At 59.7% G+C, this 17,083-nt stretch carries 14 protein-coding genes; 11 read left to right on the top strand and 3 right to left on the bottom strand.

The window, feature by feature from the left end:
* Window positions 1-12 precede the first annotated feature (12 nt).
* The 3 genes from ACA061_RS05330 (at window position 13) to ACA061_RS05320 (ending at window position 5,096) form a co-directional block, all read left to right on the top strand.
* Window positions 13-2,715: a [protein-PII] uridylyltransferase gene (locus ACA061_RS05330; RefSeq protein ID WP_150618106.1), complete on the top strand. Its 2,703-nt coding sequence runs from the start codon at window positions 13-15 to the stop codon at window positions 2,713-2,715.
* A 224-nt stretch (window positions 2,716-2,939) separates the two neighbouring features.
* The gene (dapC, locus tag ACA061_RS05325; RefSeq protein WP_497300766.1) at window positions 2,940-4,139 is read left to right on the top strand and encodes a succinyldiaminopimelate transaminase; all 1,200 of its coding nucleotides are present in this window, start codon (window positions 2,940-2,942) and stop codon (window positions 4,137-4,139) included.
* Between the two features lie 255 nt (window positions 4,140-4,394).
* Window positions 4,395-5,096 (top strand): M12 family metallopeptidase, encoded by a 702-nt coding sequence (locus ACA061_RS05320; protein ID WP_150618108.1) that lies wholly within the window; start codon window positions 4,395-4,397, stop codon window positions 5,094-5,096.
* Here ACA061_RS05320 and ACA061_RS05315 read toward each other — a convergent pair.
* The gene (locus tag ACA061_RS05315) at window positions 5,089-6,720 is read right to left on the bottom strand and encodes a Na+/H+ antiporter (protein WP_497300765.1); all 1,632 of its coding nucleotides are present in this window, start codon (window positions 6,718-6,720) and stop codon (window positions 5,089-5,091) included. The genes ACA061_RS05320 and ACA061_RS05315 overlap by 8 nt on opposite strands.
* 288 nt (window positions 6,721-7,008) lie before the next feature.
* Here ACA061_RS05315 and ACA061_RS05310 point away from each other — a divergent pair, with 288 nt between their 5' ends.
* The 4 genes from ACA061_RS05310 to ACA061_RS05295 all read left to right on the top strand — a co-directional run bounded on the left by ACA061_RS05310 (window position 7,009) and on the right by ACA061_RS05295 (window position 10,176).
* Window positions 7,009-7,371, top strand: a complete 363-nt coding sequence (locus tag ACA061_RS05310; RefSeq protein WP_042557868.1) for an ArsC family reductase — start codon at window positions 7,009-7,011, stop codon at window positions 7,369-7,371.
* A gap of 31 nt (window positions 7,372-7,402) precedes the next feature.
* A complete protein-coding gene (dapD, locus tag ACA061_RS05305; RefSeq protein ID WP_116028740.1) occupies window positions 7,403-8,437 on the top strand; it encodes a 2,3,4,5-tetrahydropyridine-2,6-dicarboxylate N-succinyltransferase in 1,035 nt (344 codons plus the stop codon).
* A gap of 132 nt (window positions 8,438-8,569) precedes the next feature.
* Window positions 8,570-9,775, top strand: coding sequence for an aminotransferase class V-fold PLP-dependent enzyme (locus tag ACA061_RS05300; RefSeq protein WP_497300763.1), 1,206 nt, complete (start codon window positions 8,570-8,572; stop codon window positions 9,773-9,775).
* Window positions 9,772-10,176, top strand: coding sequence for a SufE family protein (locus ACA061_RS05295; protein WP_497300761.1), 405 nt, complete (start codon window positions 9,772-9,774; stop codon window positions 10,174-10,176). The genes ACA061_RS05300 and ACA061_RS05295 overlap by 4 nt, the downstream gene beginning before the upstream one ends.
* Window positions 10,177-10,325: 149 nt before the next feature.
* Here ACA061_RS05295 and tcdA read toward each other — a convergent pair whose 3' ends face one another.
* Window positions 10,326-11,147, bottom strand: coding sequence for a tRNA cyclic N6-threonylcarbamoyladenosine(37) synthase TcdA (gene tcdA, locus ACA061_RS05290; protein ID WP_150604718.1), 822 nt, complete (start codon window positions 11,145-11,147; stop codon window positions 10,326-10,328).
* A gap of 214 nt (window positions 11,148-11,361) precedes the next feature.
* Here tcdA and ACA061_RS05285 point away from each other — a divergent pair, with 214 nt between their 5' ends.
* The 4 genes from ACA061_RS05285 to ACA061_RS05270 all read left to right on the top strand — a co-directional run bounded on the left by ACA061_RS05285 (window position 11,362) and on the right by ACA061_RS05270 (window position 16,568).
* Window positions 11,362-13,950: a glycosyltransferase gene (locus ACA061_RS05285; protein ID WP_210553896.1), complete on the top strand. Its 2,589-nt coding sequence runs from the start codon at window positions 11,362-11,364 to the stop codon at window positions 13,948-13,950.
* Between the two features lie 204 nt (window positions 13,951-14,154).
* Complete coding sequence (dapE, locus tag ACA061_RS05280) at window positions 14,155-15,306, top strand: succinyl-diaminopimelate desuccinylase (RefSeq protein ID WP_150618113.1); 1,152 nt, start codon at window positions 14,155-14,157, stop codon at window positions 15,304-15,306.
* Window positions 15,306-16,115, top strand: a complete 810-nt coding sequence (locus ACA061_RS05275; RefSeq protein ID WP_210553897.1) for a putative RNA methyltransferase — start codon at window positions 15,306-15,308, stop codon at window positions 16,113-16,115. Before dapE ends, ACA061_RS05275 begins: the two co-directional genes overlap by 1 nt.
* A gap of 75 nt (window positions 16,116-16,190) precedes the next feature.
* Window positions 16,191-16,568, top strand: coding sequence for a hypothetical protein (locus ACA061_RS05270; RefSeq protein ID WP_150604722.1), 378 nt, complete (start codon window positions 16,191-16,193; stop codon window positions 16,566-16,568).
* A gap of 94 nt (window positions 16,569-16,662) precedes the next feature.
* On the opposite strand, the gene ACA061_RS05265 is transcribed toward ACA061_RS05270, so the two are convergent.
* Window positions 16,663-16,872 carry a cold-shock protein gene (locus ACA061_RS05265; RefSeq protein ID WP_042557861.1) on the bottom strand — a complete coding sequence of 70 codons (210 nt, stop codon included), beginning with the start codon at window positions 16,870-16,872 and terminating at the stop codon, window positions 16,663-16,665.
* Window positions 16,873-17,083: the final 211 nt, after the last annotated feature.

Below are 17,083 nucleotides of genomic sequence, written 5' to 3'. Positions count from 1 at the left end.
GAAAGCCAATCGATGCCGCAGGTGGATCCCGAACTCTTCGACCGTGGCCAGTTCCAGGCTGAGCTGGCCCTGAAAGCGAGCCCCATCGCCGCCTTCAAGAAGGCGATTCGCCAGGCCCGCGACGTGCTCGACGCACGTTTTCGCAGCGGTCGTGATATTCGTCGGCTGATCGAGGACCGTGCCTGGTTCGTCGACAATATCCTGCAAAAGGCCTGGGAGCAGTTCAACTGGAGCGAAGACGCGGACATCGCGCTGGTCGCAGTCGGCGGCTACGGCCGAGGTGAATTGCACCCCTATTCCGACATCGATTTGCTGATCCTGCTGGACAGCGCCGATCACGAAGTTTTCCGCGATTCCATCGAGCGGTTTCTCACCTTGCTGTGGGACATCGGCCTGGAAGTCGGTCAGAGCGTTCGCTCGGTGGACGAGTGCGCGCAAGAGGCGCGCGCCGACCTGACCGTGGTCACCAACCTCATGGAAAGCCGCACCATCAGCGGCCCCGAGCGTTTGCGCCAACGCATGCTCGACGTCACCAGCACTGCGCACATGTGGCCGGCCAAGGAATTTTTCCTGGCCAAACGCGCCGAGCAGAAGGCTCGTCACCACAAGTACAACGATACCGAATACAACCTGGAACCCAACGTCAAAGGCTCGCCCGGTGGACTACGGGATATTCAGACGATTCTGTGGGTCGCCCGTCGTCAGTACGGCACGCTGAATTTACGTGCACTCGCTGGCGAAGGTTTTCTGGTGGAGAGCGAAAACGCGTTGCTCGCGTCCTCTCAGGAATTTCTCTGGAAGGTGCGCTACGCCCTGCACATGCTCGCCGGACGCTCCGAAGACCGTCTGCTGTTCGATCATCAGCGTTCGATTGCGACGCTGCTGGGGTTCGAAGGCGATGACGCCAAGCACAGCATCGAAAACTTCATGCAGCAGTATTACCGGGTGGTCATGAGCATCGCCCAGCTCAGCGACCTGATCATCCAGCACTTCGAGGAAGTCATCCTCGCGCCGGAAGACGAAGCGCCGCCGCAACCGATCAATTCGCGTTTCCAGCTACATGACGGCTACATCGAAGCGCGCAACGACAATGTGTTCCGCCGCACCCCGTTCGCCATGCTCGAGATATTCGTGCTGATGGCCCAGCAGCCGGAAATCAAAGGCGTGCGCGCCGACACCATCCGCCTGCTGCGCGAGCATCGTCACCTGATCGACGACGATTTCCGCAACGACATCCGCAACACCAGCCTGTTTATCGAGCTGTTCAAATGCAAGATCGGCATCCATCGCAATCTGCGACGGATGAACCGTTACGGCATTCTCGGGCGCTACCTGCCGGAGTTCGGTTTTATCGTCGGGCAGATGCAGCACGACCTGTTCCACATTTATACGGTCGATGCGCACACGCTGAACCTGATCAAACACCTGCGTAAGCTTCAGTACACCCAGGTGTCGGAAAAATTCCCGTTGGCCAGCAAGCTCATGGCCAAGCTGCCGAAACCCGAGCTGATTTATCTCGCCGGCCTGTATCACGACATCGGCAAGGGCCGTCATGGCGATCACTCGGAGATCGGCGCGATCGATGCCGAGGCGTTCTGCCAGCGCCATCAGTTGCCGGTGTGGGATAGCCGCCTGATCGTCTGGCTGGTGCAGAACCACCTGGTGATGTCGACCACCGCTCAGCGCAAGGATTTGTCCGACCCGCAGGTAATCCACGATTTCGCGCAAGCGGTCGGCGATGAAACCCGTCTCGACTATCTGTACGTGCTGACCGTGGCCGACATCAACGCGACCAATCCGACGCTGTGGAATTCGTGGCGCGCCAGCCTGTTGCGCCAGCTCTACACCGAAACCAAGCGGGCCTTGCGTCGCGGCCTGGAGAACCCGGTGGACCGCGAAGAGCAGATCCGCCAGACCCAGAGTGCGGCACTCGACATCCTCGTGCGCGGCGGCACCGATCCGGACGACGTCGAACAATTGTGGGCACAACTGGGCGACGACTATTTTCTGCGCCACACCGCCGGCGACGTGGCCTGGCACAGCGATGCGATCCTCCAGCAACCCGTCGATGGCGGGCCGTTGGTGTTGATCAAGGAAACCACCCAGCGCGAGTTCGAGGGCGGCACACAAATCTTCATTTATGCACCGGATCAGCACGACTTCTTCGCGGTGACCGTGGCGGCAATGGATCAGCTCAACCTGAACATTCACGACGCCCGGGTTATCACCTCGAGCAGCCAGTTCACCCTCGACACCTACATCGTGCTCGACAACGATGGCGAATCCATCGGCGACAACCCTGTGCGGATCAAGCAGATCCGCGACGGTTTGACCGACGCCCTGCGCAATCCGGACGACTACCCGACGATCATTCAGCGCCGGGTGCCGCGCCAGCTCAAGCATTTCGCGTTCGCGCCGCAGGTCACTATCCACAACGACGCGCAACGCCCGGTCACCGTGCTGGAATTGACCGCACCTGACCGACCGGGTCTGCTGGCGCGAATCGGCGGAATCTTTCTGGAGTTCGACCTGTCGCTGCAAAACGCCAAGATTGCAACATTGGGCGAACGAGTGGAGGACGTGTTCTTTATTACTGATGCGAAAAATCAGCCTTTGTCCGATCCGCTGCTGTGCAGCCGTTTGCAGGATGCGATTGTCGAGCAGTTGAGCGTCAGCCACGAACCCGATATCAATCTTTCGCGTATCAGTATTTGATTTGAATTAACCATTTCCCCGGTGGACACAGACGTATGTGACGGTTTTTCTGTGGCGAGGGGATTTATCCCCGATGGGTCGCGAAGCGTCCCCAAATCAGCCATCACGGTGTACCAAGTACTCCGCATTCAATGATTTGCGACTGCTGCGCAGCCGATCGGGGATAGATCCCCTCACCACAGATCTCTAATTACAGACCTCTCCCCACATTGAACGAGGCCCGCATGAACAACGCTCTGAACCAGCTCCAGCCCTACCCGTTCGAGAAGCTCCGCGCCCTGCTCGGCACCGTGACCCCGAACCCGGACAAGCGCCCGATCGCGCTGTCCATCGGTGAGCCGAAACACCGTTCGCCAGGCTTCGTCGCCGAAACGCTGGCCAACAGCCTGGATCAGATGGCGGTGTATCCAACCACGCTCGGCATCCCGGCCCTGCGCGAAGCCATCGCCGGCTGGTGCGAACGCCGCTTCGGCGTCCCGAGCGGCTGGATCGACCCGGCGCGCAACGTGCTACCGGTCAATGGCACCCGTGAAGCGTTGTTCGCCTTCACCCAGACCGTGGTCAACCGTGGCGACGACGCGCTTGTAGTCAGCCCGAACCCGTTCTATCAGATCTACGAAGGCGCGGCGTTCCTGGCCGGCGCCAAACCGCATTACCTGCCGTGCCTGGACGATAACGGTTTCAATCCGGATTTCGACGCTGTTTCAGCGGACATCTGGAAGCGTTGCCAGATTCTGTTCCTGTGCTCGCCGGGCAACCCGACCGGTGCGCTGATTCCGGTCGACACCCTGAAAAAACTCATCGCCCTGGCGGATGAACACGACTTCGTGATCGCCGCCGACGAGTGCTACAGCGAACTGTACTTCGACGAGCAAACCCCGCCGCCGGGCCTTCTCACCGCTTGCGTGGAACTGGGTCGCAAGGATTTCAAGCGTTGCGTGGTGTTCCATAGCCTGTCCAAACGTTCCAACTTGCCAGGCCTGCGCTCCGGCTTCGTTGCCGGTGATGCCGATATCCTCAAGGGCTTCCTGCTGTATCGCACCTACCACGGCTGCGCCATGCCAGTGCAAACGCAACTGGCCAGCGTTGCCGCGTGGAATGACGAAGAGCATGTACGCGCCAACCGCACCTTGTACCGCGAGAAGTTCGACGCGGTACTGGAAATCCTCAGTCCGGTGATGGATGTGCAGCGTCCAGATGGCAGCTTTTATTTGTGGCCAAACGTGAAAGGTGACGACGCGGCGTTCTGCCGGGATCTGTTTGCCGAAGAACATGTGACCGTAGTGCCGGGCTCGTATCTGTCGCGCGATGTCGATGGCGTCAATCCGGGCGCCGGCCGCGTTCGAATGGCGCTGGTAGCGCCTTTGGCGGAGTGTGTTGAAGCCGCCGAACGGATTCGCGCCTTTATTACTCGTCAACAGTAAGCATGAAGGTCCGCGCCAGGCAACCTGGCGCGGACATTGATCCAGCGTGCTACAGCCACCTACGACGAACACGCTTATAACTTGCCTGCCAATACATCACGACTCCCTTCAAACACCCCACCGCCACAAATCCAGTCAAAACGAATGTTCACAGCATAAAGTTACAACATCCGCCCCCTGATACCTTTCAAATACATTAACTTCATTGCCCTGCCACACTGCCGCAAACACTCAGACCCAACACGGATGTTGATCATGCACTATGTAAAACAATTAACGACGCCATCGACTCAGGAACAGAATACCGCCGCGATATCCGAAGGACGGCCCAAACGCTCAGTGGCATCCAGCAAGTTATGGGAAAACGCCAGCACCCTGAAAATATCGTTTATGCCAGAGGTGCCCAATGAACTCAGATATCGTATAGAGCGTGTCATTCGGCAATGGGAGCCTTTTATCAGCCTTGCGATAGAACTCGTGGATGATGGCGAAGGTGACATTCGCATTGCAGTCGGCAGTAAACAAAGCGAGTCAATGGTTGGTACCGACGCACTCCGCGCGGATAAAAAAACAGCGACTCTGAAAATCGCTGTCAAGCCGGACGATTCAGACTTTGATCGAACAATGCTTCATGAGTTTGGCCATGCATTAGGTTTCCAGCATGCCCACTTGCATCCCGAAGCCAATATTCAATGGAACAAACCCGCGATCTACAAGTATTTCACCGAGAGCCATGGATGGAGTAACAAGGACGTTGATCGCAATCTGTTTTATATCAACGAATGGATGATTATTTATGGCACCTACGATAAAGATTCGATCATGCATTACCAGATCGCCAGTTTCATGACTCGAAACAATTGGGAAACAGGGATCAACCAGACGCTCAGCGAAGGCGACAAGGCCTTCGCCAGAGCGATTTATCCACCTATCGATTACGGTGACCTGTCTATTTGACTTGTCCGAGGTTGGCCTCACTCAGGTCGAGCTCCCCCAGCACTTCCCTGAGCACATCATCACCAATCTGATGTTGTCGGCTGAGGCTATACAACTCCAGGCGTTGCGCGCGCAGCGCCTTGAGACGTAAACGGCGCTCCAGCAGATCCATCTGGAATGCCAGCGCCTGGGCTTCGGCGGAGTCGTTGAAAACATCGAGCTGATGGCGGTACTCGGACATGATGCGCGCCTTGAGTTCCGCCGCCAGTGCTGCCTGCGCGGCGTCCTGCGGGGCAAGCTCTTCGGTTTCCAGCGAGTGAATGGCCGCCTCGGCGGTCTTGCGCCAGGCATCACGAACTTCCTGCCGGCGCTTGTCGTCCGGGCTCTTCTGGATGCCGCGCAGCAACAGTGGCAGTGCGATGCACGCCGAGACCAGCGAAAGCAAAATCACCCCCGCGGCGATAAAAATCAGCAGATCACGCTCGGGGAACGCATCCGCTCCCATCAGCATCGGCACCGACATCACACCCGCCAGTGTCACCGCACCGCGCACGCCGCCGACGGTCAGCAGCCAGCAGGATCGCGCAGTCGGCACTTGCGTCAGCGCACCTTTACCACGCAACCGCCGCAACAACACCGATAAGCGCCAGATGCTCTGTACCCAGATAAACCGAAGCAGCACCAGTGCGAGGAAAATTGCGATCACATCGAGGCAGCGGTAAAACAACGCCGGCCACAACGTCGGTTCATGGCTGACCACCGCTTTGATGATGTCCGGCAATTGCAGACCGAGCAGAAGGAAAATCAAGCCATTGAAAGCGAATTCCAGCAGCGACCAAACGCTGCGATTGAGCAATCGCGTGCTGGTCTGACGCGGCAGCAGGTCGAGCCAGCTCTGCATCATCCCCGCCGCCACCGCGGAGAGAATGCCCGAGGCGCCAAGGCGTTCGGCCAACACATAAGCCGCAAACGGCAGCAGCAACATGAAGACGACGTGGGTCGCGGGATCATCCCACCCGCGAGTGATCATCCACGACCGCAAACGCCCGACCAGCCAACTCAGCGCCACACCGACGGCCAGGCCGCCGACCGCCACCAATACGAATGTCAAACTGGCGGTGGCCAGCGAGAACACGCCAGTCACCGCCGCGGCCAAGGCAAACTTGAACGTCACCAGACCCGACGCATCGTTCATCAGTGCTTCGCCCTGAAGCATGTGCATCAGCGGCGTCGGCAGGCGATTTTGCGAAATCGCCGAAACAGCCACCGCGTCCGTTGGCGACAACACGGCAGCCAACGCGAATGCCACCGGCAGCGGAATTGTCGGCAATAACCAATGAATGAAGTACCCGGCGCCGACCACCGTAAACAGCACCAGCCCGACGGCCAGCGTCAGGATCGGGCCACGCAGGTGCCAGAGTTCGCGCTTGGGCATGCGCCAGCCATCGGAGAACAGCAGCGGCGGCAGGAACAGAAACAGGAATAGTTCGGGATCCAGCGCCACGTGCAAACCGAGGGTCGGCCAGGCCAGCAAGGCGCCAGCGGCAATTTGCACAAGAGGCAGCGGCAGCGGGATGACCCGTCCGACCAGACGCGAGACGCTGACGAGCATCAGCAGGATCAGGACGGTGTAAGCGGTTTGCATAAATCAGAATCTCGGACAATCGACAGCGTTGAACTGCCATATTAGCCGTTTAGGCTGCGCCTGACCGTTGCACCTATGTCGCACGCCGACACTGATCCCCGTGTAGGAGCTGCGGCACGCTGCGATCTTTTGATGTTTAAAAACAGAATCAAAAGATCGCAGCCTCGTTTCACTCGACAGCTCCTACAGGGTTTTGTGGTGGCAGATAAACCTCGGCGCCGCGAAACCGTTTGGTCATGGCATAATCCGACACCATTTTTTTCCAGCACCTGTAAAGGGGGCAATTCCTTGACCGTTTCAAGTAAAACGTTGCACCTTTTCGGCATCAAAGCCTGCGACACCATGAAAAAGGCGCGCACCTGGCTTGATGAACACGCTGTCGCCTATGACTTTCACGATTACAAGACCGCCGGTATCGACCGCGAACACCTGACCCAATGGTGTGACGAGCACGGCTGGCAAACGGTGTTGAACCGCGCAGGCACGACCTTTCGCAAACTCGACGACGAACGTAAAGCCGATCTCGACCAAGCAAAAGCCATCGAACTGATGCTCGCCCAACCCTCGATGATCAAGCGCCCGGTGCTCGATCTCGGTGACCGAACCCTGATTGGCTTCAAGCCAGATATCTACGCGGCCGCTCTGAAGTAAGCAGCCCGTCACTCTTTGTAGAGGTATTCACATGTCCAACTCTCTGTTCAGCATCGCCTTCGGTGTCGGCACGCAAAACCGCCAGGGCGCCTGGCTCGAAGTGTTTTACGCGCAGCCACTGCTTAATCCTTCGGCCGAACTGGTCGCTGCTGTTGCACCGATCCTCGGTTACACCGAAGGCAATCAGGCCATCACCTTCACCACCGCACAGGCTGCGCAACTGGCTGAAGCGGTCAAAGGCATCGACGCCGTTCAGGGCAAACTGCTGACCCGTCTGGCCGAGAGCCACAAGCCGCTGGTCGCCACTCTGCTGGCCGAAGACGCGCAACTGACCTCCACGCCTGAGGCGTACCTGAAGCTGCACCTGTTGTCGCACCGTCTGGTCAAGCCGCACGGCGTGAGCCTGGCCGGGATCTTCCCGCTGCTGCCGAACGTAGCGTGGACCAGCCAAGGCGCTGTCGACCTGAGCGAACTGGCCGAAATGCAACTCGAAGCGCGTCTGCGTGGCGAGCTGCTGGAAGTGTTCTCGGTGGACAAGTTCCCGAAAATGACCGACTACGTCGTACCGGCCGGCGTGCGTATCGCTGACGCCGCGCGTCTGCGTCTGGGCGCTTACGTGGGCGAAGGCACCACCGTGATGCACGAAGGTTTCATCAACTTCAACGCCGGCACCGAAGGCCCGGGCATGATCGAAGGCCGCGTGTCGGCTGGCGTCTTCGTCGGCAAGGGTTCGGACCTGGGCGGCGGTTGCTCGACCATGGGCACCCTGTCGGGCGGCGGCAACATCGTGATCAAGGTTGGCGAAGGCTGCCTGATCGGCGCCAACGCCGGTATCGGTATTCCGTTGGGCGACCGCAACACCGTCGAGTCGGGCCTGTACGTGACCGCCGGCACCAAAGTCGCGCTGCTGGATGAGCACAACAATCTGGTTAAAGTTGTGAAGGCGCGTGAACTGGCCGGCCAGACCGACCTGCTGTTCCGTCGCAATTCGGAAACCGGTGCCGTGGAATGCAAAACCCACAAATCGGCGATCGAGCTGAACGAAGCGCTGCACGCTCACAACTAAGCGTTAGACGATCCATTGTAGGAGTGAGCCTGCTCGCGATGCTTTTAGCGCCCTCACAGACGCCATCGCGAGCAGGCTCACTCCTACAGGGTCTGGCGTACATCCCGCCCCTCTTCACCAGGGCTAAAAACTGTGATGATTGCCTCCCCTTGGCGTGCCGATTTTCCGGCCATCGCCGCTCTGCAACGGCAAGACCAGACCTATCTGGACAACGCCGCCACCACGCAAAAACCTCAAGCCCTGCTCGACGCGCTGACGCATTACTACGCCAACGGCGCGGCCAATGTGCACCGTGCACAACACTTGCCCGGCGCCCATGCCACGCAGGCATTTGAAGACAGTCGACTGAAAGTTGCGCAATGGCTGAATGCCGGTGACAGCGGACAGATCATCTTTACCCACGGCGCCACCAGCGCGCTGAATCTCCTGGCTTATGGCCTGGAACATCTTTTCCAGCCGGGCGATGAAATTGTCATCAGCGCCCTGGAGCATCACGCCAACCTGCTGCCGTGGCAGCAACTGGCACAACGTCGTCAACTGAAACTGGTGATCCTGCCACTGGATGTCGACGGTTTGATCGACCTCGCCGCCGCTGTGCACCTGATCGGCCCGCGCACGCGTCTGCTGGCGGTCAGTCAGTTGTCCAACGTGCTCGGCGCGTGGCAACCATTGCCGGCGCTGCTGGGCATGGCCAAGGCGCACAACGCGCTGACCGTGGTCGACGGCGCGCAAGGTGTGGTCCACGGTCGGCATGACGTGCAGGCACTGGGTTGCGACTTTTATGTGTTTTCCAGCCACAAGCTGTACGGCCCCGATGGCCTCGGCGTGCTCTTTGGGCGCAACACTGCGCTTGAACAGCTGAAACCGTGGCAGTTCGGTGGCGAAATGGTCCTGGAAGCCAACTATCACGACGCACGTTTCCGCCCTGCTCCACTGGGTTTCGAGGCGGGCACTCCACCGATTGCCAGCGTAATCGGCCTCGGTGCGACCCTCGACTATCTGGCAGGTCTTGATCAGGACGCGGTGTCGGCGCACGAAGCGGCATTGCATGACTATCTGTTGCGTGGCCTCGCGGCGCGTAACGGCATTCGCCTGCTGGGCAAACCGCAACTGGCGCTGGCGAGTTTTGTCGTTGAAGGCGTACACAACGCTGATTTGGCGCACCTGCTGACCGAGCAAGGCATTGCCGTGCGCGCCGGGCACCATTGCGCGATGCCGTTACTGAAAAGCTTTGAGCTGGCCGGGGCGATTCGGGTGTCGCTGGCGCTGTACAACGATTCCGAGGATCTGGAACGCTTCTTTGAAGCGCTGGATCAGGCGCTGGAGTTATTGCGATGAGTTTGCCGGTCGAGGCTGCCGAGGCGCTGCAAACCTTTCAGAATGCGGCAGGTTGGGAACAGCGGGCGCGGTTGTTGATGCAGTTTGGTGATCGTCTGGCGCCGTTGAATGACGCGGACAAATGCGACGCCAATCGGGTACATGGCTGTGAGAGCCAGGTGTGGCTGGTCGGCGCGTTACAGGATGGCCACTGGCAGTTCGCCGCGAGTAGCGATGCGCGCATGATTCGTGGGTTGGTGGCGTTGCTGCTGTTGCGGGTCAATGGCCTGACCGCTAATGAGTTGCAGCAAGTGGATTTGCCGGACTGGTTCAGTCAGTTGGGGCTGTCCCGGCAATTATCACCTTCGCGCAGCAATGGCCTGAATGCTGTGCTTCAGCGGATGAATGCGCTCGCAGGTTAATCCTGAAATGGAATTCCCCTGTGGCGAGGGGATTTATCCCCGATGGGTCGCGAAGCGGCCCCAGTTTTTCATAGTCACACCGCATCCATAGGCTTTGGGGCGGCTTCGCCACCCATCGGGGATAAATCCCCTCGCCACAAAAACTGCTTTCACTGCACTTCAGGTTTGACCCGCTCCGCCGGGCGCCGAACACCCGCCACAATCTTGTCCACAGCCTTGGTCGCCGCGACCATGCCGAACGTCGCCGTGACCATCATCACCGCGCCAAACCCGCCCGCGCAGTCCAGCTTTACGCCGTCGCCGACAAAACTCTTCTGCAAACAAATGCTGCCATCCGGTTTCGGATAGCGCAGTTGCTCGGTGGAGAACACGCACGGCACGCTGTAATGGCGGGTCACGGTGCGCGAGAAGCCGTAATCGCGGCGCAATGTCGAGCGCACTTTCGAGGCCAGCGGATCGTTGAACGTGCGGTTGAGATCGCAGACCTGAATCAGCGTCGGATCAATCTGCCCACCCGCGCCACCGGTGGTGATGATCTGAATCTTGCGGCGCTTGCACCAGGCGATCAGCGCAGCTTTGGCGTTGACCGCGTCGATGCAGTCGATCACGCAGTCGATATTCGGCGTGATGTATTCGGCCATGGTCTCGCGGGTGACGAAATCCGCCACGGCGTGCACCGTGCAGTCCGGGTTGATCCCGCGCAGACGCTCGGCCATCACCTCGACCTTGGGTTTGCCGACGGTGCTGTCCAGCGCGTGCAACTGGCGGTTGGCGTTGCTGACACAGACGTCGTCGAGGTCGAACAGCGAAATCTCGCCGACGCCACAACGGGCAATGGCTTCCGCCGCCCAGGAGCCGACGCCACCGACGCCGACGATCGCCACGTGGGCCGCGCGCAAGCGCTCCATGCCTTCGATGCCATACAAACGGGCGATGCCTGCAAACCGCGGATCTTCTGTACTCATGACCATTACCCCAAAAACCGGCGCGCATTATAGGGCTACGCAGCGACAAGTTTTAACCTTCGATCTACAAGTGTAAGAACTTAAGTCAAAGAGGCTTGCCCAATGTGAGCCATTTCCCTGTCTGATGTACGACCGGCGAACTGTCGGTGTAGGATGCGCGCCCCTGTGGGGTACAGCCTACCGATCCTTCGTTCCACAGCCTTTGGAACCCGAAACAGCTATGTCATCGCGTAAATTTGGTCTCAACCTGGTGGTGGTTCTGGCAATCGCCGCCCTGTTCACTGGTTTCTGGGCGCTGATCAATCGCCCGGTCTCCGCGCCCAATTGGCCGGAACAGATCTCCGGTTTCTCTTATTCGCCGTTCCAGCAGGGACAGTACCCACAGAAGGATCAGTATCCGTCTGACGACGAGATGCGCCGCGACCTCGAGATCATGAGCAAGTTGACGGATAACATCCGGATCTACTCGGTCGACGGTTCCCTGCAAGACATTCCGAAACTGGCTGAAGAGTTCGGTCTGCGCGTGACCCTGGGGATCTGGATCAGCCCCGATCAGGAGCGCAACGAGCGCGAAATCACTCGTGCCATCGAACTGGCCAATACGTCGCGCAGTGTGGTTCGCGTGGTGGTCGGTAACGAGGCGATCTTCCGTAAGGAAATCACCGCTGAACAACTCAGCGTACTGCTCGACCGGGTGCGCGCTGCGGTGAAAGTACCCGTCACCACGTCCGAACAGTGGCACGTCTGGGAAGAACACCCGGAGCTGGCCAAGCACGTTGACCTGATCGCCGCTCACGTTCTGCCGTACTGGGAATTCATCCCGGTCGACAAGGCCGGCCAGTTCGTCTTCGACCGCGCCCGCGACCTGAAAAAGATGTTCCCGAAAAAACCGTTGTTGCTGTCCGAAATCGGCTGGCCAAGCAACGGCCGCATGCGCGGTGGCGCTGATGCGTCGCCGGCGGATCAGGCGATCTACCTGCGTACGCTGGTGAACAAACTCAACCGTCAGGGCTTCAACTACTTCGTGATCGAAGCGTTCGACCAGCCGTGGAAGGCCAGCGATGAAGGTTCGGTCGGCGCGTATTGGGGCGTGTTCAACGCCGCGCGTCAGCAGAAATTCAATTTCGAAGGCCCGGTGGTCGCGATCCCGCAATGGCGCGTGCTGGCAGTCGGTTCGGTGGTGCTGGCGCTGTTGTCGCTGACGTTGCTGATGATCGACGGCTCGGCGCTGCGTCAGCGCGGACGCGTGTTCCTGACCTTTATCGCCTTCCTTTGCGGGTCGGTGCTGGTGTGGATCGGTTACGACTACAGCCTGCAATACAGCACGTGGTTCAGTCTGACGGTGGGTTTCCTGCTGGCGCTCGGTGCGTTCGGGGTGTTCATCGTGTTACTCACCGAGGCCCATGAACTGGCTGAAGCGGTGTGGATTCACAAACGTCGACGCGAATTCCTGCCGGTGGTGGGTGATTCGGACTACCGGCCGAAAGTGTCGATCCATGTGCCGTGCTACAACGAGCCGCCGGAGATGGTCAAACAGACCCTCGACGCCTTGGCCGCCCTCGATTACCCGGACTATGAAGTCCTGATCATCGACAACAACACCAAGGACCCGGCGGTGTGGGAGCCGGTGCGCGACTACTGCGAAACCCTCGGCCCGCGCTTCAAGTTCTTCCATGTTTCGCCATTGGCCGGCTTCAAGGGCGGCGCGCTGAACTACCTGCTTCCGCACACCGCCAAGGATGCCGAAGTGATCGCGGTCATCGATTCGGACTACTGCGTGTCGCCGAACTGGCTCAAGCACATGGTGCCGCACTTCGCCGACCCGAAAATCGCCGTGGTGCAGTCGCCGCAGGATTACCGCGACCAGAACGAAAGCACCTTCAAGAAGCTCTGCTACGCCGAATACAAGGGCTTCTTCCATATCGGCATGGTCACCCGTAACGACCGCGACGCGATCATCCAGCACGGCACCATGACCATGACTCGCCGTTCGGTTCTGGAAGAATTGGGCTGGGCTGACTGGTGTATCTGCGAGGATGCCGAACTCGGTCTGCGTGTATTCGAAAAAGGCCTGTCGGCGGCGTATTACCACGACAGCTACGGCAAGGGCCTGATGCCGGATACGTTTATCGACTTCAAGAAGCAGCGCTTCCGCTGGGCCTACGGTGCGATTCAGATCATCAAGCGTCACACCGGCAGCCTGCTGCGCGGCAAGGACACCGAATTGACTCGCGGCCAGCGCTACCACTTCCTCGCGGGCTGGTTGCCATGGGTCGCGGACGGCATGAACATCTTCTTCACCGTCGGCGCGCTGTTGTGGTCGGCGGCGATGATCATCGTGCCGCAACGGGTCGATCCGCCGCTGCTGATTTTCGCGATCCCGCCGTTGGCGCTGTTCGTGTTCAAGGTCGGCAAGATCATCTTCCTGTACCGTCGCGCCGTTGGCGTGAACCTGAAAGATGCGTTCTGCGCGGCACTGGCCGGGCTGGCGTTGTCGCACACCATCGCCAAAGCGGTGCTGTACGGTTTCTTCACCAGCAGCATTCCGTTCTTCCGCACGCCGAAAAACGCTGACAACCACGGTTTCTGGGTGGCGATCTCCGAAGCGCGCGAAGAGCTGTTCATCATGCTGCTGTTGTGGGGCGCGGCGCTGGGGATTTATCTGGTCAACGGCATGCCGAGCAACGACATGCGCTTCTGGGTGGTCATGTTGCTGGTGCAGTCGCTGCCGTATCTGGCGGCGTTGATCATGGCGTTCCTGTCGTCGCTGCCAAAACCTGCAGCGGCGCCTGAGCCGGCAACCGCGTAATCGGTTATTGGATAACGTCAAACGGCGGCCTTCGGGTCGCCGTTTTGCTTTAGAATGGTCGCCTTTTTCAATGCCAACAAACCCTGTAGGAGTTGCCGCAGGCTGCGATCTTTTGATTTTGTTTTTTAAATCAACAGCAAGATCAACAGATCGCAGTCTTCGGCAGCTTCTACAGGTTTACCGTGCGCACCCCGGAGTTATTACATGACGGCCCACGCCGACCTTTCGCCGACCCTTCAACTCGCCATCGACCTGATCCGCCGTCCGTCCGTGACGCCGGTCGACGCCGATTGCCAGAAGCAGATGATGCAGCGCCTGGGCGATGCCGGTTTCAAACTGGAGCCGATGCGCATCGAAGATGTGGATAACTTCTGGGCTACCCACGGCGACAACGATGGCCCGGTGCTGTGTTTCGCCGGTCACACCGACGTGGTGCCGACCGGTCCGGTGACTGCTTGGCAGATCGACCCGTTCAACGCGCTGATCGATGAACACGGCATGCTCTGCGGCCGTGGCGCGGCGGACATGAAAGGCAGCCTGGCGTCGATGACCGTCGCCGCCGAGCGCTTTGTGACCGACTTCCCGAACCACAAAGGCAAGGTCGCGTTCCTGATCACCAGCGACGAAGAAGGCCCGGCGCACCACGGCACCAAGGCTGTGGTTGAGCGTTTGGCCGCGCGTAACGAGCGTCTGGACTGGTGCATCGTCGGCGAACCGTCGAGCACCACGCTGGTCGGCGACGTGGTGAAAAACGGCCGTCGCGGCTCGCTGGGCGCCAAGCTCACCGTCAAAGGCATTCAGGGCCACGTGGCCTATCCGCATCTGGCCAAGAACCCGATCCACCTCGCCGCGCCTGCGCTGTCCGAGCTGGCCGCCGAGCACTGGGATCACGGCAACGATTTCTTCCCGCCGACCAGTTTCCAGATTTCCAACGTCAATTCCGGCACCGGCGCGACCAACGTGATCCCGGGTGATCTGGTGGCAGTGTTCAACTTCCGTTTCTCCACCGAGTCGACCGTCGAAGGCCTGCAGAAACGCGTGGCCGACATCCTCGACAAGCATGACCTGGACTGGCACATCGACTGGGCGCTGTCCGGCCTGCCGTTCCTCACCGAGCCGGGCGCGCTGCTCGACGCGGTGTCGGCGAGCATCAAGGACATCACCGGCCGCGAGACCAAGGCGTCTACCAGCGGCGGCACTTCCGACGGTCGTTTCATCGCGACCATGGGCACGCAAGTGGTTGAACTGGGCCCGGTCAACGCGACCATTCACCAGGTCAACGAGCGCGTGCTGGCAGCCGATCTCGATGTACTGACCGAGATTTACTACCAGACCATGATCAAGTTGCTCGCCTGATGCTCGCGTGCCCGATCTGCAGTGAGCCGCTGAATGCGGTGGACAACGGCGTGGCCTGCCCCGCCGGGCATCGTTTTGACCGTGCGCGGCAGGGTTACCTGAACCTGCTGCCGGTGCAGCACAAAAACAGCCGCGATCCTGGCGACAATCAGGCGATGGTCGAGGCCCGCCGTGATTTCTTGAACGCCGGCCATTACGCGCCGGTGGCCAAGCGTCTGGCCGAGCTGGCGGCGAGTTACGCGCCGGCACGCTGGGTCGACATTGGTTGTGGTGAGGGTTACTACACCGCGCAGATCGCCGCTGCCCTGCCGGATGCCGATGGCTACGCACTGGATATCTCGCGGGAAGCCGTCAAACGCGCCTGCAAACGCAATCCGCAACTGACCTGGTTGATCGCCAGCATGGCCCGCGTGCCATTGGCGTCGGGCAGCTGCCAGTTTCTCGCCAGCGTCTTCAGTCCATTGGATTGGGAAGAGGCCAAACGCCTGCTGAGCGTCGGCGGCGGATTGATGAAAGTCGGCCCGACCAGCGGCCATTTGATGGAACTGCGCGAAAGCCTGTACGACGAAGTGCGCGAATACACCGACGACAAGCATCTGGCCCTGGTGCCGCAAGGCATGGCGCTGGCGCACAGTGAAACCCTGGAATTCAAGCTGACGCTGGACAAGCCGCAGGATCGCGCCAACCTCCTGGCGATGACACCCCACGGCTGGCGCGCCAGTGCCGAGCGTCGCGCGGCAGTGATCGAGCAGGCCGAGCCGTTCGAGACCACCGTGTCGATGCGCTACGATTATTTCGTTCTTCAATAACTATTGGTCTCGGGCAAATGCCCGGGGCCGGCTAAATCCGCGAATGGATTTTTCAGACCCGCAGTGAGGACATCCATGCGCCAACCGGATATCGAGATTTACCTGAAAGACGCCGACGTCGACCACAAGGCCATCGCCGCATGGCTCGGCGCCGCGCTGGGCCCGTGCAGCGACTGGGTACAGAAAGGCCAGACCTACAAGTGCAAGGCCGGCAACGTCCCGGTCACCTGGTTGCCGAAAGCCGTGGGCAAATGGAACAGCCTGTACCTGGAAAGCGACCAGACCCCATGGGACGACGACATCGCCTGCGCCCGCGCAGCCTTTGCCGCGCTGAACGTCGAAGTGCGTTGCGCGCCGGGCACGTGGGTCGAGGAAGAAGGTGAGGAGACGGCGGATCGCTGGATGCGCATCAGCGAAGACGGTGAAGAAGAGATCACCTGGAAAACCGCTTAACCAGCAAAAGATCGCAGCCTTCGGCAGCTCCTACAGGGGAATGCATTCCAAACTGTAGGAGCTGCCGAAGGCTGCGATCTTTTGATCCTGGTTTTTACAGACCCACAACATCCTCAGCCTGCAAACCCTTCTCCCCCGTCACCACCGCGTACTCGACCTGCTGACCTTCCGCCAGCGAGCGGTGTCCTTCGCCGCGAATTGCACGGTAGTGCACGAATACGTCCACCCCGTCGTCGCGCTGAATGAAGCCGTAGCCCTTGGCGTCGTTGAACCACTTCACGTTGCCGGTTTCACGTGTTGCCATCTGTTCATACTCCTTTTTTATTATTGGACAGGCTTTTCGCAGGAAAGCCTTTGAGGAACGTCAGCCTGCGTCCGACGACCTTTAAAGGGCCCCGGCGACAGACCGCCGAGTATATGACAGGCGCGAAAACTCTCAACAGGAGATTACTTCGCCGCTTTTTTGCCGATTTTCGCCTAATACGGCAAACTGTCCGCCCCGAGCGCCTGCTCGG

The sequence above is a fragment of the Pseudomonas sp. LBUM1668 genome, from assembly GCF_059695715.1.
Note: the sequence above shows the minus strand (reverse complement) of the source record. Positions and strands in the feature narration are given on the sequence as shown.

Bases quoted from the DNA above. Each gene is read 5' to 3' on its own strand.
- ACA061_RS05320 (WP_150618108.1), top strand. From the start codon at position 4,395: ATGCACTATGTAAAACAATTAACGACGCCATCGACTCAGGAACAGAAT.
- ACA061_RS05295 (WP_497300761.1), top strand. From the start codon at position 9,772: ATGAGTTTGCCGGTCGAGGCTGCCGAGGCGCTGCAAACCTTTCAGAAT.
- tcdA (WP_150604718.1), bottom strand. From the start codon at position 11,147: ATGGTCATGAGTACAGAAGATCCGCGGTTTGCAGGCATCGCCCGTTTG.
- dapD (WP_116028740.1), top strand. From the start codon at position 7,403: ATGTCCAACTCTCTGTTCAGCATCGCCTTCGGTGTCGGCACGCAAAAC.
- ACA061_RS05275 (WP_210553897.1), top strand. From the start codon at position 15,306: ATGCTCGCGTGCCCGATCTGCAGTGAGCCGCTGAATGCGGTGGACAAC.
- ACA061_RS05330 (WP_150618106.1), top strand. From the start codon at position 13: ATGCCGCAGGTGGATCCCGAACTCTTCGACCGTGGCCAGTTCCAGGCT.
- ACA061_RS05315 (WP_497300765.1), bottom strand. From the start codon at position 6,720: ATGCAAACCGCTTACACCGTCCTGATCCTGCTGATGCTCGTCAGCGTC.
- dapC (WP_497300766.1), top strand. From the start codon at position 2,940: ATGAACAACGCTCTGAACCAGCTCCAGCCCTACCCGTTCGAGAAGCTC.
- ACA061_RS05265 (WP_042557861.1), bottom strand. From the start codon at position 16,872: ATGGCAACACGTGAAACCGGCAACGTGAAGTGGTTCAACGACGCCAAG.
- dapE (WP_150618113.1), top strand. From the start codon at position 14,155: ATGACGGCCCACGCCGACCTTTCGCCGACCCTTCAACTCGCCATCGAC.
- ACA061_RS05285 (WP_210553896.1), top strand. From the start codon at position 11,362: ATGTCATCGCGTAAATTTGGTCTCAACCTGGTGGTGGTTCTGGCAATC.
- ACA061_RS05270 (WP_150604722.1), top strand. From the start codon at position 16,191: ATGCGCCAACCGGATATCGAGATTTACCTGAAAGACGCCGACGTCGAC.